Raw genomic sequence first — 23,901 nt, 5'->3', positions numbered from 1 at the left:
AACAAGGCGGCCTTCGGGCAACGAACCGCCTGGATCCGCCCGCTCTAGCCTCGCACGGCGTCCGGTTCCTCGAGATGGTTCACGGCGCTCCACCGGGAAGGAGCGACGGCCGGCACCCTCACCAGCTTGAAGTAGCTGTAGTACAGCAGGAACGATCCCATGATGTAGGGATTGAGGGTCTCGACCTCGACGAAGGATCGGATGAACAGAAGCACCATGACGCCGGCAAGAATCACGGAGTCGGCTTGCCATGTCCTGAATATCAGCGCCGAGACGTGACCCCAGAGCGTGCGCAGGATGATCAGCGAAAGCAGTGACGCGCCGACGAAGCCGAGTTCCACCAAGGTCTCGATGTAGGTGTTGTGGAAGTGGAAGCCGCTTCGCGCGGCGATATAGAATTCGTTCCACAGCCGCTCGGCCTCGGAGAAGCCCTGCACCCAATAAGCCGCGTAGCCGACGCCGAGGATGGGCGATTGCTGCGCGGCATTCCAGCCCTGTTGCCAGAGGTAGGTTCGTCCGGTGAGCGTCGAATCCTTGCCGAAAAGGCCAAGGACAAAGTCCATCAGCCCGAGATTCAGCGCAATCACGGTGCAGGCGACCAGCCCGCCCGCACCGATTATGAAAATCACCCGGCGATGGCGGAGCGAAAGCAGCTTGCCGATGGAAAGCAGGGCGACCAGAGCGAGAACCGCCGGGGTCGACGCCATCGAAGTGGCCGAATGCGACACGACCAGCAGATAGCCCGACAGAAGGACGATCGGTACAATCAACAAAAAGCTTATGCGTCCGCGCCTGAGAAAGGCGAGGTAGACAACGCAGAAATAAATGCCGAGCGATGCGACAAAGCCGATCTGGTTCTTGGAGCTGAAAGCGCCGACGAAATTGTATGTCCCGTCGAGAACGTCGTAGGAATAACTTGCGACCTTGAGCGAGTAGAGCAGAACGACGAAAATCCCGATCAGGGCGCCTATGGTCAAGGTCCGGACGCTGACGGTGCGCGCGGCAATGTAGGCGCAGGCGATATGGGAGCAATATTGGACGGCCGTTCTTGCCGTGGTGCCGGGAGCCGCCGACCAGAACACCGAGAAGCAGACATAGGTTGCAAAGGCCAGCGGAAGCCAGGCGCTGGAAGCGTGCCTTAATATCTTGCGGTAGTCGACCAGGATGAGCGGTAGCCAGACCGCATAATAAGCCAGGATCATGGCCTGGCCGAAAATGGTCGAGTAGGAGAACGCCCAGATCGAGACGGCAACGGCAAAGCTGCCATAGACCGTGTTCTTGTCCGGATCGATCAACAGAGATTTTGGAATCTTCATCTCGATAGCGGTTTTCCGTCCTTGCAGCTCAATGCCGATTTCATGGGCCGCTCGTGGGCCGATTCGTCGGATCGATGGGAGCCTCGCCTGCAGGCGCTCGCATTGTGCAGTGCAATATAACCCATCCGGCGCCGCCTGTCACCCGGATGCCAACCGGGCGCGTCGTTCCAGCCGTTCTCTCCATACCGGGCGAGACGATTTGGCCAGAAGGCAGTGCCGTACAATTGACCGGTGCTGGCCCATCATAAGCTGTTCTGAGGTTGCAAGTCCGCGCTTGAACTTGTCCGCCGTTGACTTCACATTCGCCGCCCATTGGGAGGAAGACCACATGCCGATGAGTTTCGCGGGACGATTTGCCGGACGATCTGCTGTTATCACCGGCGGCGCCTCAGGCATCGGCCTGGCCGTCGCGCAAAGGATCACTGACGAAGGCGGGCGTGTTTCGGTCTGGGATCGCGATGCCGCCCAGATCGAGCAGGCCAAGGCCATTGTTCCAGGCCTGCACAGCGTCACCTTAGACGTCGCCGACCCCATAGCGGTCGAAGCCGCCGCCGGAGAGACGATCGAAGCGCTTGGCGTGGTCGATGTCCTTGTCACCAGTGCTGCCATCACCGGGCCGAACATGACGACCTGGGAGTATTCGGTGGAGGATTGGCGCCGGGTCACCGACATCAACATCAACGGCGTCTTCTTCTGCAACAAGGCGTTGGTCCCGCATATGCTCGAACGCAATTACGGCAGGATCATCAACATCGCCTCGATTGCCGGCAAGGAAGGTAACCCGAACGCCTCGGCCTACAGCACCTCCAAGGCGGCGGTGATCGGCATGACCAAATCGCTCGGCAAGGAACTGGCCAAGACCAAAGTAACGGTGAACTGCGTCACGCCGGCGGCCGTGCGCACCGCGATCTTCCAGCAGATGAGCCAGCAACACATCGACTTCATGCTGTCCAAAATACCGATGGCGCGGTTCGGCGAGGTCGAGGAGGTGGCGGCGCTGATTTGCTGGATCGCGTCCGAGGAATGCTCGTTCACGACGGCGGCCGTCTTCGACGTCTCCGGCGGCCGGGCGACCTACTGAGGCGGGGCCGGACGCAAACCGCCCGACCGGATCGCGGCGCCTCAGTCGTGAAGCTCCCGCGAGATCGGCGGGCCGATCGAAAAATCGCTGAATGTCACTTCGAAGCCCTCGCGCTGCGGCGAACAGCACATCATGCCGACATCGACCGTTTTCGACGGCGGGAAATAGGCAAGCCGCACCGGTTTCCAGTGCTTGTCAGATGCGTCGCGATACTGGACGCGGATCGTCTCGGCATGGCGGGTCATGCGGATCCTGACCCCGTCCGGATCGGCCGGAATGCTGGCCAGCGACCAGTCGGAGGCATCGTTGGTGACGACGACGGAAAAATACATCAGCCCGTCGGTGTATTCGATGCCGGCCTTGATCCAGTGCGTCTCGCTCAGGCGGACCATAAGCCCGGCCTGATCGTAAAGCACCTCATAGTGCCCCTTGACCGTGACTTCGGCGCTGAAATCGCCCTCGACCTCACGATAGAGGAAATGGCCATTGTCGCGCCAGAAGCCGTAGAACGTCTCGCGCCAGAAGTCGGTCTCCTCACCGGTCCGTACATGCACCGTATTGTTGCCGAAGGCGTGGTGCGGCGGCGGATTGAGCCAGGTCAGGTCCGTATTCTCAGATGCCATCGACTTGCTCGCTGCCTGGCTGGTCTGCCGCCTTTTCTTAGCCGGCAAACGTGTAAGCGGTCTTCACCGTGGTGTAGAACTCTGCGGCATAGCGGCCCTGCTCGCGCGGGCCGTAGCTCGATCCCTTGCGCCCGCCGAAAGGCACGTGGAAGTCGACGCCGGCCGTCGGCAGATTGACCATGACCATGCCGGCTTCCGAATTGCGCTTGAAGTGCGTGGCATGCTTGAGGCTCGAGGTGCAGATGCCGGACGTCAGCCCGAACGGCGTGTCGTTGGCCACCGCCAGCGCCTCGTCATAATCCTTGACGCGGATGACGTTGGCGACCGGGCCGAAAATCTCCTCGCGCGAGATGCGCATGGCGTTGGTGGTTTCGGTGAACAGCGCAGGCTGCAAATAGAAGCCGCGGGTTTCGCGATCGAGCCGCTCGCCGCCGAAGGCGAGATCGGCACCTTCCTGACGTCCGATGGCGATATAGTCCTCGTCCTGTTTGAGCTGGCTCTGGTCGACAACCGGCCCGATCTGCGTCTTGGCATCGAGAGCGTCGCCGACGATCAGCTTGGCCATGCGGTCCTTGAGCACCTCGACGAAGCGGTCGTGGATGCCGTCCGTCACCACCAGCCGGGACGACGCCGTGCAGCGCTGGCCGGTCGAGAAGTAGGCACCGTTGATGGCGCAGTCGACGGCGACGGCAAGGTCGGCATCGTCGAGCACCACAAGCGGGTTCTTGCCGCCCATTTCGAGCTGGAACTTGCGCATGTGCTCGACGCTGGCGGCGGCGACGCGCTTGCCGGTGCCGACCGAGCCGGTGAAGGTGATGGCGTTGAGGTCAGGACTGTCGAGCATGGCCTGGCCGACCACCGAACCTTTGCCCATCACCAGGTTGAGCACACCCTTGGGCAGCCCGGCGCGGTGCAGGATGTCGACAATGGTCCAGGCGCTCTCCGGAACGAGTTCCGCCGGCTTGAAGACGATGGTGTTGCCGTAGGCCAGCGCCGGAGCGATTTTCCAAGCCGGAATGGCGATCGGGAAATTCCACGGCGTGATGATGCCGACGACGCCGACCGCTTCGCGGGTGATCTCGACGCCGACGCCGGGCCGCACGCTTGGCACCAGCTCGCCCGACAGGCGCAACGCCTCGCCGGCGAAAAAATCGAATATCTGGGCGGCCCGCACAGTCTCGCCGATGCCCTCGACCAGTGTCTTGCCTTCTTCGCGCGCCAACGCCCGGCCTATTTCATCTTTCCGCGCGGTGATCTCGTCCGACGTCTTCCTCAGCACCGCATGGCGTGCCAGCAGGCCCGATCGGGACCATGCCGGAAATGCCGCTTTCGCCGCGGCGATGGCCTGCCGAGCATGCTCCGCGCCCCCCGATGCATATTCGCCGACCACGTCGTCGAGATTGGACGGGTTGATGTTGCGGGAGCCGGCATCGCCTACCCACTCGCCATCGATGAGGTTCTTTCGAAACGGGATCATGTTGCTGTCTTCCTTGTCGTCCTTCGATCGCCGTCTATCTGGACCACCGACCGCCGCACCGCAAGGCCGAAGAAGGCAAACTTCTCCTTCTCGACAGGCATGTGATAGGTGTCGGGGGCGGGAAAAGACGATTCTTGTGTGGTGCGACGCGGATCGCACGGGAGGTAAAGTATCATGTCCGACAGCGCCTTGCCGCTGGTGATCAGCGCACCCGAACCGCGCACGCTCGACCTGATCTTCACGCCGGCTGCGCTGGCGAAATTTCGATCGAAATACCGCATCGTCGAAACATCGCCTGAAGGTGTCGCGGCGCTGCCGGCCGATATCCTTGGCGAGGCGCGCTACATTGTCGGCCAGCCGCCGATCACGCCGGAGACGCTGGAGAAAATGAAGGCGCTGCGCTGCGTCTTCAATGTCGAGAGCAACCTTATCGACAACATGCCGTACGAGGCGCTGTTTTCGCGCGGCATCCATGTCGTCACCACCGGGCTGGTGTTTGCAGAGCCGGTGGCCGAGCTCGGCCTTGCCATGGCGCTCAACCTCGCCCGCGGAATCGTCGACGCCGATCTCGCATTTCGTCAGGGCAAGGAGCTGTGGGGCGGCGACGGCAACCGGACGGCGCGGCTTCTTTCCGGCGCGGATGTCGGCATTATCGGCTTCGGCGATCTTGGCCGTGCGCTCAACCGGCTGCTGTCAGGCTTTCGCACGCGGACAAAAGTCTTCGACCCGTGGCTGCCGCCGTCGATCCTGATCGAAAACGGCGTCGAGCCGGCCTCTCTTGACGACGTTCTGTCGAACAGCGATTTCGTCTTCGTCGTCGCTTCGGTGACCAGCGAAAACCAGGGCTTCCTCGGCGCCGAGGCGTTTGCCAGGATGCGCAAGGGAGCCGCTTTCATCCTGCTCAGCCGAGCCGGCGTGGTCGATTTCCCGGCACTGATGGACGTCGTCCGCAGCGGCCATATCGTCGCCGCCAGCGATGTTTTTCCTGAGGAGCCTCTGGCCCAGGATCACCCGGTCCGTACGTTGCCGGGGTTCCTGCGCTCCGCCCACCGGGCCGGCGCGCTTGACATCGCCTTCAAGCGGATGGGCGACATGGTGCTGGAAGACATGGACCTGATCGACCGCGGCCTGCCGCCGATGCGTTCGAAGCGGGCCGAGCGTGAGACCGTTTCGCGAATGCGTTCGAAGCCGGTCGACAAGAATTAAGCCGCCTGCCGACGGTCGCACATGCTCAGACGGTGAAGGACCAAAACAGGCAGGCCAGTGTCGCTGCGGCGAAGATGACGAAGAACAGGCTTCTCAACAAGATGTTGCGGCGCAGCTCGTTGATGAACAGATGGCATCCGACGACGCCTGCGACAAACAGGAAGCGCCAGTTCAGGAGTGCGGAGAGCACATCGCGCTGACCGAAAGCAAATCTCGCGGCGAGACATCCAACGATGAGCGCAAACAACACGATGACCGTCCAGAAGATCGCATCGGCGGCATGTGTCAGGACGATGCCAGCGAGCCTGATCGGCAGAACCATCATCAGCAGTGCGCTGAAAAAATAGATCGCCGCGAGCGGAATGAACGTCCCCGCATCGGCGACGTCGCTCAAGCGCTTGGCGCCGATCGCGCCATAGGGATAGCCATGCCTGGCCACCGCCAGGCTGAGCGCCATCAGCAAGGCCGTCAGCACGGCGGCAAGCGCGAATGAGGTCAGGGCTTTGCTCATGAGGCTCCCGTTCCGAGCGAATCGAAGTCAGAACGTTGGTAGCCCATGGTTTGTAAATTGCTAGTAAGCATCATGCAGCGGCGCGGCAGAGTTCCTCGGCGCATCACTCCGCAGCTTGCAGACGCCGCCCGTCGATAATGGTCTTGATCTCGGCGCGGCAAGAGCCGCAATTGGTGCCGGCGTGAAGGGCGGCGCCGATTGCCGCGACGCTGGTACAGCCGCCGCGTACCGCTTCCGCGATCTGGTTGGCACCGACCCCGAAACAGGCGCAGACGATGGCACCGCGGTCGACGCTGTTGCCGCCCGGCCGCCCGGCGACAATCGCCAGCCGCGCCTGCCGATCGGCATGGTCAGCACCAAGTTGTTCGACCGCCCAGCCGCGCGACACCGCTACCGGGGTAGGCGCAAGATAGAACGCGCCGACCAGCCGATTGCCTGCGAAACGGGCGAAGCGATGGTGCCCGCCGGCGATGTCGTGATAGGCGAGCGTCTCGCCTTCGAGGCCGAACAGCGAGGCGGCAAACCCGGTCCAGTCACGGCCGGACTGCAGCGCAATTTCAAGGCGCCAGCCGGCGGGGCAGCGGGCGAGGCTCCAGTAATCGGCGTCGATCGATGCGGGTCGTTCGGCAAGCACGGCGAAGCCGAAGGCAGTGGCGGCGAACCGCTGGATGCGGGCGGCAACGTTCTTCGAGGCCGGCTGACCTGAAATCGCATCGGTCGTCGGCGGGACCAGTGCATCGACACGCGCGCGGGCGGAGATCTGATCGGTCCAGTGCATCGGAACGAATACAGAGCCTTGGCGTTGGCGCACCGTCACCAGCGCGCGGACCAGCACCTCGCCATGGCCAGTCGAGACGCGCACGATGTCGGCATCGCCGATACCATAGTGCTGCGCATCCGCCGGGTGGATTTCGACGAACGGTTCGGCCATGTGCTGCGACAGGCGCGGGCTCTTGCCGGTCCGCGTCATGGTGTGCCAATGGTCGCGGACGCGCCCGGTGTTGAGGACGAGCGGGTAGTCCGGGTTGGTGCGGGTTTGTGCGGCTGGGCGGATGGCAATGAAGCGCGCCTTGCCGTCGGGCGTGTAGAAGCCGCCATTGGCGAAGAAGCGGATGCTGGCTGAGCTATGTCCAGCCTGAACACCCCCCTCTGGCCTGCCGGCCATCTCCCCCTCAAGGGGGGAGATTGGCGGTTTTGCCGGCTGCGCCCACTCATCAACCTGGGAGACTGGCGACAGCCGAGCAGCAGGCTGATCTCCCCCCTTGAGGGGGAGATGGCCGGCAGGCCAGAGGGGGTCATCTGCGACGGCCTCCACCTCGGTGGGGCGACCCGGAGAGGTCGAGACTTCACCACCGACCCCACCCCGTCCCGCTTGTTTCGCTTTGCTCAACGCGCGTGCCGACCCTCCCCTCAAGGGGGAGGGTGAGGCCGGCGCTGGCCATTGGAACGGCAGAAGATCCTCATAGGCCTCTGCACCGATATCGCCATACGCGCCTATATCAAAATCGCGAACGCCATCATTCTCGAATGTCGACAGCGCCGCGTGCTCGGCGAAGATGTCGGCCGGCGACACATGCGAAAAAGCCTCGCCGAAGCCCATCCGCTTGGCGACTTCAGCGATGATCCACCAATCTGGCCTTGCCTCGCCGGGCCTGGTCAAAAAAGCCCGCTGGCGCGAGATGCGGCGCTCCGAATTGGTGACGGTGCCATCCTTTTCGCCCCATGCGGAGGCCGGCAGCCGGACATGGGCGTGGCGGACCGTGTCGGTCTCGCCCAGCACGTCCGAGACCACAACAAACGGGCAGGCCCTGATCGCCGCCTCGACGGCATCGGCGTCCGGCATCGAATCGACCGGGTTGGTGGCCATGATCCACAGCGCCTTGATGCGTCCGTCGGCCACCGCTTGGAACATCTCGACCGCTTTCAGGCCGGGTTTTTCGGCGACGGTTGGGGCATTCCAGAAGCGCTGCACGCGTTCGCGGTGCTCGGGGTTTTCGATCTCCATGTGGGCGGCCAGCATGTTGGCCATGCCGCCGACCTCACGGCCGCCCATGGCGTTGGGCTGGCCGGTCACCGAGAACGGCCCGGCGCCGGGCTTGCCTATGCGGCCGGTGGCCAGATGGCAGTTGATGATGGCGTTGACCTTGTCGGTGCCCGAAGACGACTGGTTCACGCCTTGGCTGTAGACGGTCACCGTCTTCGCCGTCGCGGCAAACAGGCTGTAGAAGCGGGCCAGTTCGTCCTCACTGAGACCCGTGGCAGCCGCGATGCCGGCAAGATCGAGCGCCGAGGCGGCGAAAAGCGCTTGCCCGAAGCCGGTCGTGTGCGCCGTGATATAGGTGCGGTCCAGCGCGTTGTGCTGGCCGAGATAGGCGAGCAGCCCGGTGAACAAAGCGACGTCGCCATCGGGCGCGATCGCCAGATGCATGTCGGCGATGTCTGAGGTCATGGTGCGGCGAGGGTCGATCAGCACCACCTTCATCTCGGGCCGCTTTTCCCGGGCGGCGGCAATGCGCTGGTAGAGTACCGGATGGCACCAGGCGAGATTGGAGCCGACCAGCACGATCAGGTCGGCAAGTTCCAGATCCTCGTAATTTCCCGGAACGGTGTCCGAGCCAAAGGCGCGGCGGTGGCCGGCGACCGACGAGGCCATGCACAGACGCGAATTGGTGTCGATATTGGCCGAGCCGATAAAGCCTTTCATCAGCTTGTTGGCGACGTAATAGTCCTCGGTCAGCAACTGGCCGGAAACATAAAAGGCGACCGAGCCGGGGCCGTGTTCGGCAATGGTTTGCGAGAAGGTCGAAGCGACAAGGTCGAGCGCTTCGTCCCAGTCGGTGCGGCGACCGTGGATCTCCGGGTATAGCAACCTGCCGTCGAGGTCGATGGTCTCAGCTAGCGCCGAGCCTTTGGAGCAGAGCCGGCCGAAATTCGCCGGGTGGTCCGGGTCGCCGCGAACGGTTATTTCACCGTCCGCGGCGACCTTCGCCAGCACGCCGCAACCCACCCCGCAATAGGGGCAGGTGGTCCTCACCTCGCGCGCTTCATCAATCTGCATGGTTCACGCCGCGCGGCTGGCCAGCGCTTCCAGCGCAATGAACAGCCGCTCGCCGTCGATCCGCACGGCAATGGTGCGCACCGCGCCCTCGTCCGCGCCGAGCGCCTTGCCTGTCTCCAGCGAGATCACCCAATTGTGCAAGGGACAGGTCACCGCCGTGCCATGGACGATGCCCTGGCTGAGCGGCCCACCTTTGTGCGGGCAATGGTCGTCGATGGCAAAGACCTGATCGTCGGCCGTGCGAAAGACGGCGATCTTTCCTTCCGGCGTGGCGACGCAGCGCGCGCCGCGACGCGGAATGTCCGAGAGCGTGCCGATCGATACCCAATTCATGTGGCCATTCCTCTTTTGCGCGTGTTCTTGTCCGAAAACCGCATTCCACTTTTCGGGAACACGCGCCTACTCCGCCGCCTGGGCAAAGCCGACCGAAGCCATCGGCCGGAATTCATGCTTGTCCTTGCCGGAAGCACGTTCCGACCATGGGTCGACCTGGGCGAATTTCTGCGAAAAGACGAAGCGGTCGAAATAGGCTTTGCGCTTCTCGCCATCGTCCATGATCTGACGCTTGATCTCAGCTATGCCGACGCGCTTGGCCCATTTGTAGATACGCTCGAGATAGCGGCCCTGCTCGCGATACATCTGCGTCAACGCCACGATATGCTCCAGCGCCTCGTCCTCGGTCTTGACCAGGCCGAGCACTTCGGTGCCCTTGATGTCGAGACCGGCGGCGCCGGCGAAATGGATCTCGTAGCCGCTATCGACGCAGATCACGCCGACATCCTTGCAGGTCGCCTCGGCACAGTTTCGCGGACAGCCCGACACCGCCATCTTGACCTTGGCCGGGGTCCACGAGCCCCACATGAATTTTTCGATACGGATGCCCAAGCCGGTCGAATCCTGCGTGCCGAAGCGGCACCAGTCCGAGCCGACACAGGTCTTCACGGTGCGCAGTCCTTTGGCATAGGCGTGGCCAGAGACGAAGCCAGCCTGGCCGAGATCGGCCCATACCGCCGGCAGGTCTTCCTTGCGGATGCCGAGCATGTCGATGCGCTGGCCGCCGGTGACCTTGACCATCGGGATCTCGAACTTGTCGACGACGTCGGCGATGGCGCGCAATTCGGCGGCGTTGGTGACGCCGCCCCACATGCGCGGCACCACCGAATAGGTGCCGTCCTTTTGGATGTTGGCGTGGACGCGCTCGTTGATGAAGCGCGACTGGTAATCGTCGGCGTATTCGTCGGGCCAGTCGCAGACGAGATAATAGTTGAGCGCCGGCCGGCATTTGGCGCAGCCGCAGGAAGTCTTCCACTCCAGTTCCTGCATGACGGCGGGAATGGTCTTCAAGCCCTTGGCCTTGATCAGCCGGCGGACCTCGTCATGGCCAAGCGCGGTGCAGCTGCACATCGGCTGGACCGCCGCGGGATTGTATTTGTCGCCGATGGTCAGCACCATCAGCTTTTCGACCAGCCCGGTGCAGGAGCCGCAGGAGGCCGACGCCTTGGTGTGGGCGCGCACGTCGTCGAGCGAGGTCAGGCCCCTGGCCGTAATCGCGCCGGTGATCTTTCCCTTGCATACGCCGTTGCAGCCGCAGATTTCCGCATCATCCGGCAAGGCTGCAACGGCCGCCATAGGGTCCAGGGGGGCGCCTCCCTGGTAGGACTGGCCGAAGATGAGCGTATCGCGCATCTCGGATATGTCGGTCTGCTTCTTCTTGAGGTCGTTGAACCAGGCGCCGTCCGCCGTCTCGCCATAGAGCACGGTGCCGATGATGCGGTCGTCCTTGAGTACCAGGCGCTTGTAGACGCCGGCCGCGGCATCGCGCAGCACGATCTCCTGGCGGTCATCGCCCTCGGCGAAGTCGCCGAGCGAGAACAGCTCGATGCCGGTGACCTTGAGCTTGGTCGGCGTGTCCATGTGGACGAAAGCCGCCGCCTCATTGCCGGCCAGATGGCTGGCGGCGACGCGCGCCATTTCGTAGAGCGGCGCGACCAGCCCGTAGACCTGGCCGTTGACCTCGGCGCATTCGCCGATTGCGTAGATATCGGGATCGTTGCTGCGCATGCCGGCGTCGACGACGATGCCGCGATTGACCGCAATGCCGGCTTCCTTCGCCAGCGCCGCATTCGGCCTGATGCCCACCGCCATGACGACGAGCGTCGCCGGGATGACTGTGCCGTCGGCAAGCTCCACCCGCTCGACCTTGCCGTTGCCGGTGATCGCCTGGGTGTTGGCCTTGGTGATGACCTTGATGCCGCGTTCTTCAACCGCGCGCTGCAGCAGATAGCCGGCGGCTGGATCGAGCTGGCGCTCCATCAGCGTCGGCATGACATGCAGCACGGTGACGTCCATGCCTTGCGCGTTGAGGCCGGCCGCGGCCTCCAGCCCGAGCAGGCCGCCGCCAATGACCACAGCCTTGGCCCGCGACTGGGCGGCAAGCATCATGGCCCGGACGTCGTCGAGATCGCGATAGGTGAGCACGCCCGGTAAGTCATGGCCCGGCACCGGAATGATGAACGGCACCGACCCGGTGGCGATGACAAGCTTGTCGTAGGGCTCGGTCACGCCATGATCGGAGGTGACGGTCTTTGCCTGCCGGTCGATGGCGACGATCTTGTGGCCCTTGTAGAGGGTGATGCCGTGCTTGATGTACCAGCCGTCGCCATGGATGATGATCTCCTCATAGGCCTTTTCGCCCGACAGAACCGGCGAGAGCATGATGCGGTCGTAGTTCACGCGCGGCTCGGCGTTGAAGATGGTGACCTGGTAGCGCCCAGGCGCCTTTTCCAGGAGGTGCTCCAGCATGCGCCCGGGGGCCATGCCGTTGCCAATGATAACGAGTTTCTCGGTCATGTCCTGATCCACTCCGGTCTCACTCAGCCGCGTAGGAAAGGCCTGAAGCTTCGTCAGACGCCGTGCGCTCCATCCGCCGGATGGAAGAATGCATCCAGGCAAAGCAGGTGGCGACGATGACGAAGAGCAGCATGAAGCAGCTCGACCAGACGCCGGTGAGGTCGTTGAGCACGCCGAAGGCGATTGGCAGGATAAAGCCGCCGAGCCCGCCAATCATGCCGACAACGCCGCCGACCGCGCCGACACTCTGCGGATAGTAAGCCGGGATGTGCTTGTAGACGGCGGCCTTGCCGAGGCTCATGAAGAAGCCGAGCACACAGGCAACGGCTATGAAGGCCAGCGGGCCGATCTCGAAATGGAAGGCGATCGGCCCGCTGATACCGCGCACGACGTAGTCTGCCGAGGGGAGAGACAGAACGAGAGTCGCGACGGCACTGACAGCGAAGGTGCAGTAGAGCACGGTCCGGGCGCCGATCCGGTCGGAAAGCACGCCGCCATAGGCGCGGAAAATACTTGCCGGAATTGAATAGGCCGCCCCGATCATGCCGGCGGTCGCAAGCCCGAAGCCGTAGACGCCGATCAGGTAGCGGGGCAGCCACAGCGAGAGCGCCACGAATGCACCGAAGGCGAAGAAATAATAGAAGGCGAAGCGCCAGACCTGCAGGTTCTTGAGCGGCGCGAATTCCTGCAAGAAGCTTCTCGCGGGCGCTGCCTTGCCGGCGCGGCGCTCGCGGATGACTGGATCGTCGCCGGTCGTGAACCAGAAGACGGCGGCCATGACGACGAGTGCTGCCGCCCAGATCAGCGCGACCGACTGCCAGCCCCAGGAGAGAAGCACGAACGGTGCCAGGAACTTGGTGACCGCGGCGCCGACATTGCCGACACCGAAAATGCCAAGCGCCGTACCCTGCTTGCCGGCCGGGAAGAAGCGCGAGACATAGGCGACACCGACGGCGAAGGAACCGCCGGCGAGCCCAACGCCTAGTGCGGCGACCAGCATCTGCCCGTAGGTGTGCGCAAAAGCGAGCAGAAAGGTCGCGACCGCCGCCGCAAGCATGGTCGCGGTGTATACCAGCCGTCCGCCAAAACGGTCGGTCCAGACACCGAGCACCATACGGACGAGCGAGCCGGTGAGGATCGGCGTGCCGACGAGCAGGCCGAACTCCGTCTCGTTCAGCCCCAGCTCCTGCTTTATGCGCACGCCGATGATTGAAAAGATCGTCCACACCGCGAAGCAGACGGTGAAGGCGATGGTGGACATGGCAAGCGCCTGCCGGGGAGCGCTGTCCTGGCTGGGCGCGGCTGGGAGATTTGCGGTCATTTTCTGGCTCCGGTTTGCGGCGTGGGAGGCACCGCCCTTGTCTGTTCGTTCGCGACTGTCAGCGGCGCAGCATCGGCGAACTGGTTGAAACCGACCTTTGCGCGGTCACTTCGAGACCCTTGCCGTCAGTCTTGGCGCCGGCGGGAAAGAGGAGGAGCGCGGCGGTGAACAGCGCCGCCGTCAGCGCGCTGACGGCCAGAAAATCGCGGCGCGTGAAGTCCGCGAGGGAAGCGCCAGTTCCAATCCGTTTCGTCATCGTCGTCTCCGGTTGGGCGCCGCTTGGGACCAGCGCCGTCGATTGCGTCAAAACAAAAAAGCCGCCGGCCAGGTCTTCGCGTCCGGGGTTCCGGGAGCGCGTGTGGACCTGAGCGGCAGCTTTGCCTGTGGCGCCCGCCATTGGACGCCGTTTCACTTGGCCCTTGCGGACCCTACATTTTGGAAAGCAGGAAGCGTGCCAATTCGACAGCGCTCTTAATTATCGAATGAAATCAATATGAACCGCAGCCGCGCGACTTTTGACCAAGCTCGGCAGCGGATCAAAGATTAGTCAAAATGCCTTGCACAGCAGCATAATATTTGTGCAATGCGGTAGATTGCCCATTGCCGATGCAGATTGCCAATGATGATGACGAGTTTTCCCGTTATGGCCTTACTCCGCGGCTTCGACGAAGCGGTGGCGTTCGTAGAGGAATTTCAGCACCGCCTCGCGGCAGCGCAGGAAGGTGCGGTCGGAGGAAAGCTCGATGCGCCGGCGCGGCCGGGCCAGCGGCACGGCAAGAACCTCGCCGATGGTGGCCGCCGGGCCGTTGGTCATCATGACGATGCGGTCGGACAACAGCACCGCCTCGTCGACATCATGGGTGATCATGATCGTCGTCGAGCCGAGCCTCGAATGGATATCCATCACCGCGTCCTGCAGATGCGCGCGCGTCAGCGCGTCGAGCGCCCCGAACGGCTCGTCGAGCAGCAGGATCTTCGGCTCCATGGCCAGCGCCCGGGCGATGCCGACGCGCTGCTTCATGCCGCCCGAAATCTCGGCCGGACGTTTGTCCTTGGCATGCGCCATCTGAACGAGATCGAGATTGCGGATGATCCATTCATGCCGCTCGGCCCGGCTCTTGCTCCGGCCAAAGACCTTCGTGACTGCCAAATTGATGTTTTCGTAGACGGTGAGCCATGGCAGCAGGCTGTGGTTCTGGAACACCACGGCGCGTTCCGGGCCGGGACTATCGACCTCCTTGTCATCCAACAGAACCGCGCCGGCCGAGACCTTGGTCAGGCCGGCGATCAGGTTGAGCAAGGTCGACTTGCCGCAGCCGGAATGGCCGATGATCGAGACGAATTCGCCTTTGTCGATGGTCAGCCGGATGTCCTTCAGCACGTCGCTGACCTGGCTGCCGCGGGCGAAGGATTTGTCGATATGGTCGAGTTTCAGATAGGCCGTCATCGTCCCTCTCCTCACTTTGCCGTTGTGCCGCGGGTGACGAAGGCGCCGACCGCCGCGACCAGGCGGTCGAGGCAGAAACCGGTGACGCCGATATAGGCGAGCGCGACAATGATGTCGGGCAGCCGCGACGAGTTCCAGGCATCCCAGATGAAGAAGCCGATGCCGACGCCGCCGGTCAGCATTTCGGCGGCGACGATGGCCAGCCACGACAGGCCGATGCCGATGCGCAGGCCGGTGAAGATGTAAGGTGCCGCGGCCGGCACCATGATCTTCACGAAGAATTCGAGCTGGTTGAGCCTGAGGATGCGGGAGACGTTGCGATAGTCCTCTGGAATGTTACGGACGCCGACGGCGGTGTTGATGATCACCGGCCAGATCGAGGTGATGAAGATGACGAAGATCGCCGACGGGCTGGAATCGCGGAACGCCGCCAGCGACAGCGGCAGCCAGGCGAGCGGCGGTACCGTGCGCAGGATCTGGAACACCGGATCGAGACCGCGCATCGCCCAGATCGACTGGCCAACCAGCGCGCCGAGCGCGACGCCGACGACAGCCGCAAGGCCAAAGCCGATGGCGACGCGCTGCAGCGAGATCAGCACCCGCCAGGCGAGTCCAATGTCCTGCGGGCCATTGTTGAAGAACGGATGGGCGATCAGGTCATAGGCCTCGTTCCAAACTTGGCTTGGCGGTGGCAGGCTGGCTGTGGGCGACGAACAGGCGACCTGCCAGACGACGAGCATAATGGTGATGACGATGACCGGCGGCACCAGCGTGCTGGCCAGCTTGCCTGCGATCGCGGCCGGGTCGAAGCGGCGCCGCGCCCTGGCGGTGAAGGCGATGATTTCGGCGGGCTTGGCAGGCGCGGGGAACGGCTTCACCTTGCGGTCCTCGATGGCTTGGATAGACATTTCTCGAACGTTCCTTTGGCATTTGGCGACAAGCGGCGCCGTTGCGCTTGTGGCGACAAACGGCGCGAGCGCCGTTTGCACCGTTCAGGCCGATGCCTTGATCTTCAGGCTGTCGAGATAGGCGGACGGGTTCTCCGGATCGAAGACCTTGCCGTCGAAGAAGGTCTCGACGCCGCGCGATGAAGACGCCGGGATATCGGCCGCGGCGACACCAAGATCCTTGGCCGCTTCTCGCCACAGATCCTCGCGATTGACCTGGGCGACCAGCGCCTTGATGTCGGTGGTCGGCGCGAACTTGCCCCAGCGGATGTTTTCGGCGAGGAACCAGCTGTCGTGGCTCTTGAAGGGATAGGACACGCCGCCCTGCCAGAACTTCATGTAGAGATCGGTGCCGTTGGCGACGCGGCCATTGCCGTAATTGATGTCGCCCTTGAGGCGGCCGATGATGTCGGCAGTCGGCACGTTCATCCATTGCCGCTTGCCGATGATGGCGGCCATCTCGTCCTTGTTTTCCTTGGCTTCGCACCATTGCTGGGCTTCCATGACGGCCATCAGGATCGCCTTGGTGGAGTTCGGGTACTTGTCGATGAAGGCGGCGCGCAGGCCGAGCGCCTTTTCCGGATGGCCCTTCCACAGTTCGCCGGTGGTGGCGGCGGTGAAGCCGACGCCCTGGTGGACGAGCTGCTCGTTCCACGGCTCGCCGACACAGAACACGTCCATGTTGCCGACCTTCATGTTGGCGACCATCTGCGGCGGCGGCACGACGATGGTCGAGACGTCCTTGTCGGGATCGATGCCGCCGGCAGCCAGCCAGTAGCGCAGCCAAAGATCGTGCGTGCCGCCCGGGAAGGTCATGGCGGCCTTCACCTCCTTGCCTGCGGCCTTTTTCGCAGCGAAGGCGTCCTTCAGCTTGGAGGCGTCGAGGCCGACACCGGTGCCGGCATATTCCTGGGCGACAGAAATGCCCTGGCAGTCGTAGTTGAGCCGGGCCACGATCGCCATCGGCAGCGGCTGCTTGTTTTGAGTCACCTTGCCGGTGTGCATCAGATAAGGCATCGGCGTCAGGATATGGGCGCCGTCAATGCCGTTGGCTTCGCCGCCGAGCACCAGATTATCGCGCGTCGCCCCCCAGGAGGCCTGCTTGAGCACCTCGACGTCGGGCATGCCGAATTTCTCGAACAGGCCTTTCTCCTTGGCAATCATCAGCGGCGCCGCATCGGTCAGCGCTATGAAGCCGAGCTTGGCGCCGGTGACTTCCGGCGCGGCGGGCGCCGCATAGGCGCCGGAGGGCAGCAGCGCACGCGCCGCGGCCAGCGTTGCCGCGGTGGCCGCGCTGATCCTCAGGAAATCGCGGCGGCTGATCGCCGTTTGGGCGGAATGGCTATTGGTGCTTTTCGTCATCGTCATCTCCGGTTGGGCGCGGCTTGGGATCGGCGCCGTCGATTGCGTGTTCGACCAAAACAAAAAAGCCGCCGGCCAGGCCGCGCGCGTCCGTCCATCCGGGATCGCGTGTTGACCTGAGCGGCAGCGTTGCCTGTAGCGCCCGCCATTGGACGCCTATTCCGTGACCCGAGAAGAGTCTGCCTATTGCAACGCAGGAACCGTGCCAGTTTCGGAATGGATGACAAACATCAACGAGATCAACGACATGCCAAAATCGTCGGCGCGCCGGCCCGCTGGGCGAGCAAGCCAAAGATTGTTCATTAGCGCAGTTGCACGCACATTTTTTGTGCAGCGCACAAGAATGCCGCCGAAATGATCAGACTTCGGCGCGCGCCAATTTCTGGCCGGCAATGTAGGCGTCGATCTCGTCGGGATCGAAGATCTGGCCATCGAAGAAACCATCGGGACCGAGCACCAGGCTTGCCCCCGCCGAACCGACCGGAGTCGCGGCCTTCAGCGCGCCCTCGACCTTGGCATTGGCACCGGGAAGCGCTACGCCAAGCGGCTTCAACGCCGAGCGGTAGAGATCGGGGCGGTAGCAGTCGCGGGCAATAGCGAGGTTTTCCGGCGTGTGCGCGACATGCCCCCAGCGCACCATCTGCGTGTAGAACCACAGCGCATGGCTCTTCCACGGGAAGTTCGCCGCCTTGTTGAAGGGCAGAAAGAAGTCGCCGACACTCAGTTCGGCGCCGCCGCCGAGCGCCAGATGCCCGCTGAGGATCGGCATCTGCAGCGCCGGCGCAAGCCCGAGGAAGGCCGGCTGCGCCATAAGGGCCGCGAGTTCGTCACGGTTTGCCGGATCCTGGCACCAGCGCGCCGCGTGATGAAGCGCACGCAGCAGGGCTGAAAGCGCGTCCGGCTCTCTTTCCGCCCATGCCTTGCGCACGCCGACGACTTTCTCGGGGCTGGTCTTCCAGATGGCCGCCTTGACCGTGGCGATATGGCCGGTGCCCGCGACGACCGAGGCGCTGTTCCAGGGTTCGCCGACGCAGTAGCCGTCGATCCTGCCGGCGGCGAGTGCGTCGGCCATGAAGGGGGGCGGCACGATGACGATCTCGATTTCACGCGACGGGTCGATGCCACAGGCGGCGAGCCAGTAGCGCAATTCGTAATTGTGCCCGGAGTGCGGATGGACGACGGCGAAGCGAAGCGGATCGCCGCCGCCATTCGCCCGCTCACGAATCAGCGCTCCCAACGCCTTGCCGGCCCGCGCCGGATCGAGATCGGGTTGGGCGCCGTGCGCGGCCATGCCGGCCCAGACCGCGTTCGAAACCGTCACGCAATTGCCGCCGAGGCCGAGCGAAAACGGCACGACGGTATCGGAGGCGAGCGGCGTCAGCCCCAGATTGCAGGCGATCGGCATCGGCCCCAGCATGTGCGCCAGATCGAAATGGCCGATGGCGATGCGGTCGCGGATGTTGGCCCAGGATGTTTCCCGGTTGAGCGTCAGGTCGATGCCTTCACGCAGGGCGAAGCCGATTTCCTTCGCCGCGACAAGGACAGCGCTGTCGAAGAGCGGCATGAAGCCAGCATTGATCCGGTGCTCGGCCGCCATTCTCAACTCTCCTCGGGATCCAGCAGGCCTGCCGCCGTTACCAGGCTCTGGGCGATCTCGGCGATCTTGCGGTTCTGGTTCATGGCGGTCTTGCGCAGCAGCGTATACGCCGCGTCCTCCGACAGGCCGCGCGACTTCATCAGGATGCCCTTTGCGCGATCGATCACCTTGCGGCTTTCCAATTCGCTGCGGGCTTCTTCCAGTTCGCGCGCCATGCGCGAAAACGCATTGAAGCGGCTGATTGCCATGTCGAGGATCGGCTTGACCCGCTCCTGACGCAGGCCGTCGACGACATAGGCCGACACTCCGGCTTCCACCGCTGCTTCGATCGAAGCCTGATCCGAGCGGTCGACGAACATGGCGATCGGCCGCTTCACCAAGCGCGACAGCTGGAACATGTTTTCGAGCATGTCGCGATTGGGATTTTCGAGATCGATGACGATCACGTCGGGTTCGATCTCGGCTATCCGCCGCGCTATGCCGGCGACGTCATGGATGACCGTGACCTGCTGATGCCCGGCCTCCCGCAATCCCGCTTCGATTATCGAAGCGCGGATGTGGTTCTCATCGATCACCAGGACAGTGAGGGATTTGCGGATCATGCCGCATTTTGCGCAGGCGAGACGATTGTGCAATGCGGCATCGCGAGATTCACGGAAACAAAGCCGGCGTCCAGGCGCCGCCTGAGGAATTGGACGCGACGGCCAGCGTCGCGGCGGTGGTGCTGGGGCGGTCGGCGACAACGAACGGGCAACGCGCCTGTCCGGCGTACGCTGCTGGCAGGTGATCACCGCGCTCTACGTTATCTCGAGCGTGCTCGTCGGCACTGCACTACATCGGCCTGATCAAGGCCGTCGCTCGCCGACCCGCTGGTGCTGCCTTGGGTGGCCGCCGCCGTCGTCGGCGGCACCTCGATCTTCGGCGGCCGCGGCGGCTGCACCGGCACAATCAACGGCGCTGATCCCTACCGCGCTGACGACGCTGCTGACGATTTTGCAGATGCCGGAAGGGGCGTGGTGGATATTGTTTGGGTTAATCGTGCTGTTTGTGACGGCGGCCTATTTGCGGATTGTGGAGGAGAGATAGGGGGAAGCTGAGGCGGGGGCTGCTTTGACCCAATCACGACGCTCACTCCGGTCAGTGGTAACGTCCGGATTTGGCGCGCGATTCCGACCTCAGCGAACGAAGTTATGACACGCCATTCCAGTGTATGCTTGCTTCGCCAAATTGGGTGTGCGCTGCAATAGCAGCCCGAGACAGTCGCGCTTGCCGAAGGGGCTGTCGGCTTTGACGGGATTGGCGTAAGCTACAGTTAAGGGGGTGCACACATGCACCGCATCATCGCCATAGCGATCTTAGTTCTCGCGGCCGTGTTCAGCTCCGCGCGGGCGGAGGTGCTGATCGGCGTCTCGGCTGCGATGACGGGACGGCTCGCCTGGATCGGCGAGCAGGGACAGCGCGGCGCGGAGATGGCAGTGGCCGACGTCAACACGGCGGGCGGCGTGCTCGGCCAGAAGGTGAGGCTCATCTCGGTCGACGACTTCTGCGATCCCGAGCAAGCTGTGGCGGCCGCCAAGAAGCTGGTGGCTGACGGGGTCGTGCTCGTCGTCGGGCATTATTGCTCCGGGGCCTCGATCCCCGCATCAAAAGTGTACGAGGAGGCAGGCGTCGTTGAGATATCCCCAGGCTCGACCAATCCGCAGCTGACCGAACAGGGCCGTGCCAATGTCTTTCGCACCATTGGCCGCGACGACGCGCAAGGTTTCATCGCCGGCAACTACCTTGCCGATCGCTGGGGCAACAAGAAGATTGCGATCCTCCACGACAATTCGACCTATGGGAAGGGTCTCGCCGACGAGACCAGGAAGCAGCTGAACAAGCGGGGCGTGACTGAGGCCGTTTACGACGCATACATTCCCGGGAAGGACGACTATTCGGCCGAGGTCGCTACGTTGCAGACCGCCGGCGTCTCCGCCTTATATGTGGGTGGGTATCATGCCGAGGTTGCGCTGATTGCTCGCGCTGCACACGACAGTGGCTACACGGTTCAGCTCATATCCGGAGATGCTTTGGCGACCGAGGAATTTGCCCTGATCGCCGGCCCCGCGGCGGAGGGGACCCTCTTCACGTTCCCGGCGGACCCGAGGCGAAGCCCCGAAGCGGCCGCGGTCGTTGAGCAGTTCCGTGCGGAGAATTTCGAACCCGCGGGCTACACGCTGTTGAGCTACTGCGCGGTCCAGGTTTGGGCCCAGGCAGTCTCGAAGGCAGGTTCGCTGGAGCAGAAGGCCATCATTGCGGCACTGCACGAACAGGAATTCGACACCGTCATCGGCCGGGTCGATTTCGACGACAAGGGCGACCTCACGAAGCAGAGTTGGGTTTGGTACGTCTGGCGCGGCGGAGAGTACGTGCCGGTTGAATAGGGTTCGCTGATCGCCGGCGTGCCGGCTGAGATGTCTAGTCTGATGCAGACCAGTGTGGCCGGACTGTTCCGACTCGCCGAGCTTGAACGCCTCGGCATACGCGGCCGGCTGTTGCTCGCCTTTTTCGGGATCAGCGCCCTTGCGGTGCTGGCAACCGCTGCGGCGCTTTATGCCTTCCTCCAGGTTGGCGACGTCGTGGACCGAATTACCACGGATCGAGTGCCGTCGGCGCTCGCCTCCCTCCAGCTGTCGCGCCAGGCCGAACGGGTCGCTGCTGCCGCGCCATCGGTGCTGGCAGCGACAAGCAGGGCTCAGCACAGCGAGGTCTCGGCTGCCGTCGCGCTCGAGATGTCCCGCCTCGAGGCCCTGCGCACGGACCTCCGGGATGCCACGTTGGGCACAGTGCCTTTGGCCGAGATCGAGGAAGCCGCGATTGTTCTGAGGCGCAACCTGAAGGAGCTCGACTCTCTTGTTGTCGCCCGGCTCGACGTGGTCGCCCGCAAGGAGGAGCTCCTGAACCGCCTCGCCGCGACGACGACCGGAAGCCAGCGCCTTGTGGCCACCGGCATCCTAGTAATGGATTCCAGGCTCCCGCAATGGCGGGCGGTCGCGGCCGACACGTCGCTGTCGCCCGATCGACGCGCAGCGGCGATGGCCGACCTGGTCCAGGCGATTGCGGCTTACATTCCCCAGCAGAAGGCGCAGCTGGAGATCTCGGCGGTCAACGACGCGCTGGTGAAGGTCGCGAACGCGCCGACGCCGGGCGACCTGGCGTTGATCCTTTTTCCGCTACGCCGTTCGCTCACTGCTCTTGAAAAGGTTTCCACGGAGATCGACGAAAAGCTGCGGACCCGCTTCCGGCAGCGTGTTGACGAGTTCAGGGGTTTGACCGACGGCGAGGACAGCATCCCCAAGGTGCGGGAGGACGAGTTTGCTGTCCTGGCACAGGGCGAAAGGCTTCTGGCCGAGAACAATCGACTGTCGCGCAATCTCACCGCTGGCGTCGATCGCCTGGTCGCCACGGCAGATCAGGAGATCGCTGCGTCCGGTCGCGAAGCCGCGCTCGTCCAGCGCTACGGCACCGCGGTTGTACTCGGCTCCGCCTTTCTCAGCCTCCTGAGTTCGGTTCTGGTTGTCTGGCTCTATGTCGACCGCAGCCTCCTCGCCCGACTGGGGGCCGTGAGCCAAGGCATGCTCGCGATTGCGGGGGGCAATCTTCGTGCGCCGCTGCCAGCCGCGGGCAGCGACGAAATCGGGCGCATGGCCGAAGCGCTGAGACTCTTCCGGGATACTGCTGTCGAGGTCGAGGAAAAGAACCTGCGCGACGTTGCGGAAGCTCGTCAGCGGCTCATCGATGCCATCGAAAGCATCTCCGAAGGATTCGCTCTGTACGACTGGGAGGACCGGCTCGTCCTCAGCAACAGCCGCTACCGCGAATTGCTCTACACCGGTCTGGAGACCGAACTGACGCCCGGCACGACATTCGAGCAAATCATTCGCCGATCCGCTGAGCGCGGCTACATCAGGGACGCCGAGGGGCGGGTCGAGGAGTGGGTCGCCGAGCGCCTCTCGCGGCACCGCAACCCTGGCGAACCTTGGGTGCAGAGGCGAGGCGACGGGCGATGGGTCATGGTCAGCGAGCGGCGGATCAGCGCCGGCGGCACGGTCGCCGTCTATTCGGACATCACTGAGCTGAAGCAAAGGGAGGAGAACCTCGCCGAGAAATCCGTGGTTCTGGAGGCGCTTTCCAGCAAGCTGGCGAAGTATCTGGCGCCCCAGGTGTATCGCTCGATATTCACCGGCCGCCAGGAGGTCAGGATCGCCAGCCAGCGGAAGAAACTGACAATATGCTTCTCCGATATCGCCGGCTTTACCGAGACCACTGACAAAATGGAATCCGAGGATCTCACCCAACTCCTCAATCACTATCTGACGGAAATGTCGAAAATTGCTTCGGATCACGGCGCGACGATCGACAAATATGTCGGCGACGCGATCCTGATGTTTTTCGGCGATCCCGAGACTCGCGGCGTCAAGGAGGACGCGCTGGCTTGCGCGCAGATGGCACTTGCAATGCAAAAGCGGATTAGCGAGCTTGCCGAAGTCTGGCGGGACATGGGGATCGAAACACCGCTGCGCTGTCGCATCGGCATCCATACCGACTACTGCACCGTCGGTAACTTCGGCAGCGAGGACCGGATGGACTACACGATAATCGGCGGCGCCGTGAATCTCGCCTCGCGCCTGGAGCAGGAGGCGCCGCCGGGGGCCATCCTCATTTCCTACGAGACGTTTGCGCAAGTGAAGGACGCAATCGACTGTGAGGAACTGGGGCAAGTCCAGGTCAAGGGGATCGCCTATCCCGTCGCCACCTACCGCGTCATCGATCTGAAGGCCAATCTGGCGGCCGCTCGTCGTGCTGTTCGAACCGAGCTGCCGCACTTCAGGTTGGAACTTGAACCGGAGCTGATGTCCCCTGACGAGCGTGGCGATGCCGCCAATGCACTTCGAGACGCGCTGGATCGGCTTCGTCACAAGCCTGGGTAGTAGGGCTTGGTCCACAACGACCCCTCCCAATGGACACAAGGAGTGGGATGTGGGACGCCGCTCATTGGCGCTATCGATGCGAAGGCCGCAGAACGGTCGCGGTCAGTCTTCGAACTCGGGCGGAACGTCCGCATC

Annotated in this window: 19 protein-coding genes and 1 pseudogene; 6 read left to right on the top strand and 14 right to left on the bottom strand. The window is 63.5% G+C overall.

What is annotated here, in order from left to right:
- Positions 1 to 44: 44 nt before the first annotated feature.
- Positions 45 to 1,316: an O-antigen ligase family protein gene (locus NKI16_RS09515; protein ID WP_352922582.1), complete on the bottom strand. Its 1,272-nt coding sequence runs from the start codon at positions 1,314 to 1,316 to the stop codon at positions 45 to 47.
- A gap of 328 nt (positions 1,317 to 1,644) precedes the next feature.
- On the opposite strand from NKI16_RS09515, the gene NKI16_RS09510 reads away from it, so the two are divergent.
- Positions 1,645 to 2,397: an SDR family NAD(P)-dependent oxidoreductase gene (locus tag NKI16_RS09510; RefSeq protein WP_352623308.1), complete on the top strand. Its 753-nt coding sequence runs from the start codon at positions 1,645 to 1,647 to the stop codon at positions 2,395 to 2,397.
- Positions 2,398 to 2,438: 41 nt separating this feature from the next.
- Here NKI16_RS09510 and NKI16_RS09505 read toward each other — a convergent pair whose 3' ends face one another.
- Positions 2,439 to 3,020 carry a DUF1349 domain-containing protein gene (locus NKI16_RS09505; protein ID WP_023676303.1) on the bottom strand — a complete coding sequence of 194 codons (582 nt, stop codon included), beginning with the start codon at positions 3,018 to 3,020 and terminating at the stop codon, positions 2,439 to 2,441.
- Positions 3,021 to 3,057: 37 nt separating this feature from the next.
- Positions 3,058 to 4,494: an aldehyde dehydrogenase family protein gene (locus NKI16_RS09500; RefSeq protein ID WP_031211677.1), complete on the bottom strand. Its 1,437-nt coding sequence runs from the start codon at positions 4,492 to 4,494 to the stop codon at positions 3,058 to 3,060.
- A gap of 177 nt (positions 4,495 to 4,671) precedes the next feature.
- Between NKI16_RS09500 and NKI16_RS09495 the strand changes: the two genes are divergently transcribed.
- Positions 4,672 to 5,703, top strand: a complete 1,032-nt coding sequence (locus NKI16_RS09495) for a hydroxyacid dehydrogenase (RefSeq protein WP_352623309.1) — start codon at positions 4,672 to 4,674, stop codon at positions 5,701 to 5,703.
- A 25-nt stretch (positions 5,704 to 5,728) separates the two neighbouring features.
- Here NKI16_RS09495 and NKI16_RS09490 read toward each other — a convergent pair whose 3' ends face one another.
- The 9 genes from NKI16_RS09490 to NKI16_RS09450 form a co-directional block, all read right to left on the bottom strand.
- Positions 5,729 to 6,214: a hypothetical protein gene (locus tag NKI16_RS09490; RefSeq protein ID WP_023676299.1), complete on the bottom strand. Its 486-nt coding sequence runs from the start codon at positions 6,212 to 6,214 to the stop codon at positions 5,729 to 5,731.
- A gap of 103 nt (positions 6,215 to 6,317) precedes the next feature.
- The gene (locus tag NKI16_RS09485) at positions 6,318 to 9,272 is read right to left on the bottom strand and encodes a nitrate reductase (RefSeq protein ID WP_352623310.1); all 2,955 of its coding nucleotides are present in this window, start codon (positions 9,270 to 9,272) and stop codon (positions 6,318 to 6,320) included.
- A gap of 3 nt (positions 9,273 to 9,275) precedes the next feature.
- Positions 9,276 to 9,605 (bottom strand): nitrite reductase small subunit NirD, encoded by a 330-nt coding sequence (gene nirD / locus NKI16_RS09480; protein WP_023676297.1) that lies wholly within the window; start codon positions 9,603 to 9,605, stop codon positions 9,276 to 9,278.
- A gap of 66 nt (positions 9,606 to 9,671) precedes the next feature.
- Entirely contained in the window at positions 9,672 to 12,122 is a 2,451-nt protein-coding gene (gene nirB / locus NKI16_RS09475) for a nitrite reductase large subunit NirB (protein WP_352623311.1), read from the bottom strand.
- 19 nt (positions 12,123 to 12,141) lie between these two features.
- Entirely contained in the window at positions 12,142 to 13,443 is a 1,302-nt protein-coding gene (locus NKI16_RS09470) for an MFS transporter (RefSeq protein ID WP_352568357.1), read from the bottom strand.
- Between the two features lie 58 nt (positions 13,444 to 13,501).
- Complete coding sequence (locus tag NKI16_RS09465; protein ID WP_352568359.1) at positions 13,502 to 13,840, bottom strand: hypothetical protein; 339 nt, start codon at positions 13,838 to 13,840, stop codon at positions 13,502 to 13,504.
- A gap of 252 nt (positions 13,841 to 14,092) precedes the next feature.
- On the bottom strand, positions 14,093 to 14,890 hold the full coding sequence (locus tag NKI16_RS09460; RefSeq protein WP_352577823.1) for an ABC transporter ATP-binding protein: 798 nt from the start codon (positions 14,888 to 14,890) through the stop codon (positions 14,093 to 14,095).
- An 11-nt stretch (positions 14,891 to 14,901) separates the two neighbouring features.
- Entirely contained in the window at positions 14,902 to 15,798 is an 897-nt protein-coding gene (ntrB, locus tag NKI16_RS09455; protein ID WP_352577824.1) for a nitrate ABC transporter permease, read from the bottom strand.
- A gap of 84 nt (positions 15,799 to 15,882) precedes the next feature.
- Positions 15,883 to 17,199, bottom strand: a complete 1,317-nt coding sequence (locus NKI16_RS09450) for a CmpA/NrtA family ABC transporter substrate-binding protein (protein ID WP_352623312.1) — start codon at positions 17,197 to 17,199, stop codon at positions 15,883 to 15,885.
- Here NKI16_RS09450 and NKI16_RS09445 point away from each other — a divergent pair.
- Positions 17,186 to 17,314: a hypothetical protein gene (locus tag NKI16_RS09445; RefSeq protein WP_352448433.1), complete on the top strand. Its 129-nt coding sequence runs from the start codon at positions 17,186 to 17,188 to the stop codon at positions 17,312 to 17,314. The genes NKI16_RS09450 and NKI16_RS09445 overlap by 14 nt on opposite strands.
- 243 nt (positions 17,315 to 17,557) lie before the next feature.
- On the opposite strand, the gene NKI16_RS09440 is transcribed toward NKI16_RS09445, so the two are convergent.
- Together NKI16_RS09440 and NKI16_RS09435 are read right to left on the bottom strand one after the other, a co-directional pair.
- Complete coding sequence (locus NKI16_RS09440) at positions 17,558 to 18,796, bottom strand: CmpA/NrtA family ABC transporter substrate-binding protein (RefSeq protein WP_352577826.1); 1,239 nt, start codon at positions 18,794 to 18,796, stop codon at positions 17,558 to 17,560.
- Positions 18,797 to 18,798: 2 nt separating this feature from the next.
- Positions 18,799 to 19,398 carry an ANTAR domain-containing response regulator gene (locus NKI16_RS09435; RefSeq protein ID WP_352568364.1) on the bottom strand — a complete coding sequence of 200 codons (600 nt, stop codon included), beginning with the start codon at positions 19,396 to 19,398 and terminating at the stop codon, positions 18,799 to 18,801.
- Positions 19,399 to 19,525: 127 nt separating this feature from the next.
- Between NKI16_RS09435 and NKI16_RS09430 the strand changes: the two are divergent.
- The 3 genes and pseudogenes from NKI16_RS09430 to NKI16_RS09420 form a co-directional block, all read left to right on the top strand.
- Positions 19,526 to 19,882 (top strand): annotated as a pseudogene (locus NKI16_RS09430) (ABC transporter permease subunit); the annotation flags it as partial.
- Between the two features lie 242 nt (positions 19,883 to 20,124).
- Positions 20,125 to 21,219 (top strand): branched-chain amino acid ABC transporter substrate-binding protein, encoded by a 1,095-nt coding sequence (locus NKI16_RS09425; protein WP_352448431.1) that lies wholly within the window; start codon positions 20,125 to 20,127, stop codon positions 21,217 to 21,219.
- A gap of 42 nt (positions 21,220 to 21,261) precedes the next feature.
- The gene (locus tag NKI16_RS09420; RefSeq protein ID WP_352454712.1) at positions 21,262 to 23,766 is read left to right on the top strand and encodes an adenylate/guanylate cyclase domain-containing protein; all 2,505 of its coding nucleotides are present in this window, start codon (positions 21,262 to 21,264) and stop codon (positions 23,764 to 23,766) included.
- Positions 23,767 to 23,901 lie beyond the last annotated feature (135 nt).

The sequence above is a fragment of the Mesorhizobium sp. M0698 genome (genome assembly GCF_040320455.1).
In the GTDB taxonomy this organism is placed as follows: Bacteria; Pseudomonadota; Alphaproteobacteria; order Rhizobiales; family Rhizobiaceae; genus Mesorhizobium.
The sequence above is the reverse complement of the archived record's forward strand: the minus strand, read 5'-3'. Positions and strand labels throughout refer to the sequence as shown.

Excerpts from the sequence above, each read along its gene's own strand:
- NKI16_RS09515 (WP_352922582.1), bottom strand. The coding sequence starts at position 1,316 with ATGAAGATTCCAAAATCTCTGTTGATCGATCCGGACAAGAACACGGTC.
- NKI16_RS09510 (WP_352623308.1), top strand. The coding sequence starts at position 1,645 with ATGCCGATGAGTTTCGCGGGACGATTTGCCGGACGATCTGCTGTTATC.
- NKI16_RS09505 (WP_023676303.1), bottom strand. The coding sequence starts at position 3,020 with ATGGCATCTGAGAATACGGACCTGACCTGGCTCAATCCGCCGCCGCAC.
- NKI16_RS09495 (WP_352623309.1), top strand. The coding sequence starts at position 4,672 with ATGTCCGACAGCGCCTTGCCGCTGGTGATCAGCGCACCCGAACCGCGC.
- NKI16_RS09490 (WP_023676299.1), bottom strand. The coding sequence starts at position 6,214 with ATGAGCAAAGCCCTGACCTCATTCGCGCTTGCCGCCGTGCTGACGGCC.
- NKI16_RS09485 (WP_352623310.1), bottom strand. The coding sequence starts at position 9,272 with ATGCAGATTGATGAAGCGCGCGAGGTGAGGACCACCTGCCCCTATTGC.
- nirD (WP_023676297.1), bottom strand. The coding sequence starts at position 9,605 with ATGAATTGGGTATCGATCGGCACGCTCTCGGACATTCCGCGTCGCGGC.
- nirB (WP_352623311.1), bottom strand. The coding sequence starts at position 12,122 with ATGACCGAGAAACTCGTTATCATTGGCAACGGCATGGCCCCCGGGCGC.
- NKI16_RS09470 (WP_352568357.1), bottom strand. The coding sequence starts at position 13,443 with ATGACCGCAAATCTCCCAGCCGCGCCCAGCCAGGACAGCGCTCCCCGG.
- NKI16_RS09465 (WP_352568359.1), bottom strand. The coding sequence starts at position 13,840 with ATGGCGGGCGCCACAGGCAAAGCTGCCGCTCAGGTCCACACGCGCTCC.
- NKI16_RS09460 (WP_352577823.1), bottom strand. The coding sequence starts at position 14,890 with ATGACGGCCTATCTGAAACTCGACCATATCGACAAATCCTTCGCCCGC.
- ntrB (WP_352577824.1), bottom strand. The coding sequence starts at position 15,798 with ATGTCTATCCAAGCCATCGAGGACCGCAAGGTGAAGCCGTTCCCCGCG.
- NKI16_RS09450 (WP_352623312.1), bottom strand. The coding sequence starts at position 17,199 with ATGACGAAAAGCACCAATAGCCATTCCGCCCAAACGGCGATCAGCCGC.
- NKI16_RS09440 (WP_352577826.1), bottom strand. The coding sequence starts at position 18,796 with ATGGCGGCCGAGCACCGGATCAATGCTGGCTTCATGCCGCTCTTCGAC.
- NKI16_RS09435 (WP_352568364.1), bottom strand. The coding sequence starts at position 19,398 with ATGATCCGCAAATCCCTCACTGTCCTGGTGATCGATGAGAACCACATC.
- NKI16_RS09425 (WP_352448431.1), top strand. The coding sequence starts at position 20,125 with ATGCACCGCATCATCGCCATAGCGATCTTAGTTCTCGCGGCCGTGTTC.
- NKI16_RS09420 (WP_352454712.1), top strand. The coding sequence starts at position 21,262 with ATGCAGACCAGTGTGGCCGGACTGTTCCGACTCGCCGAGCTTGAACGC.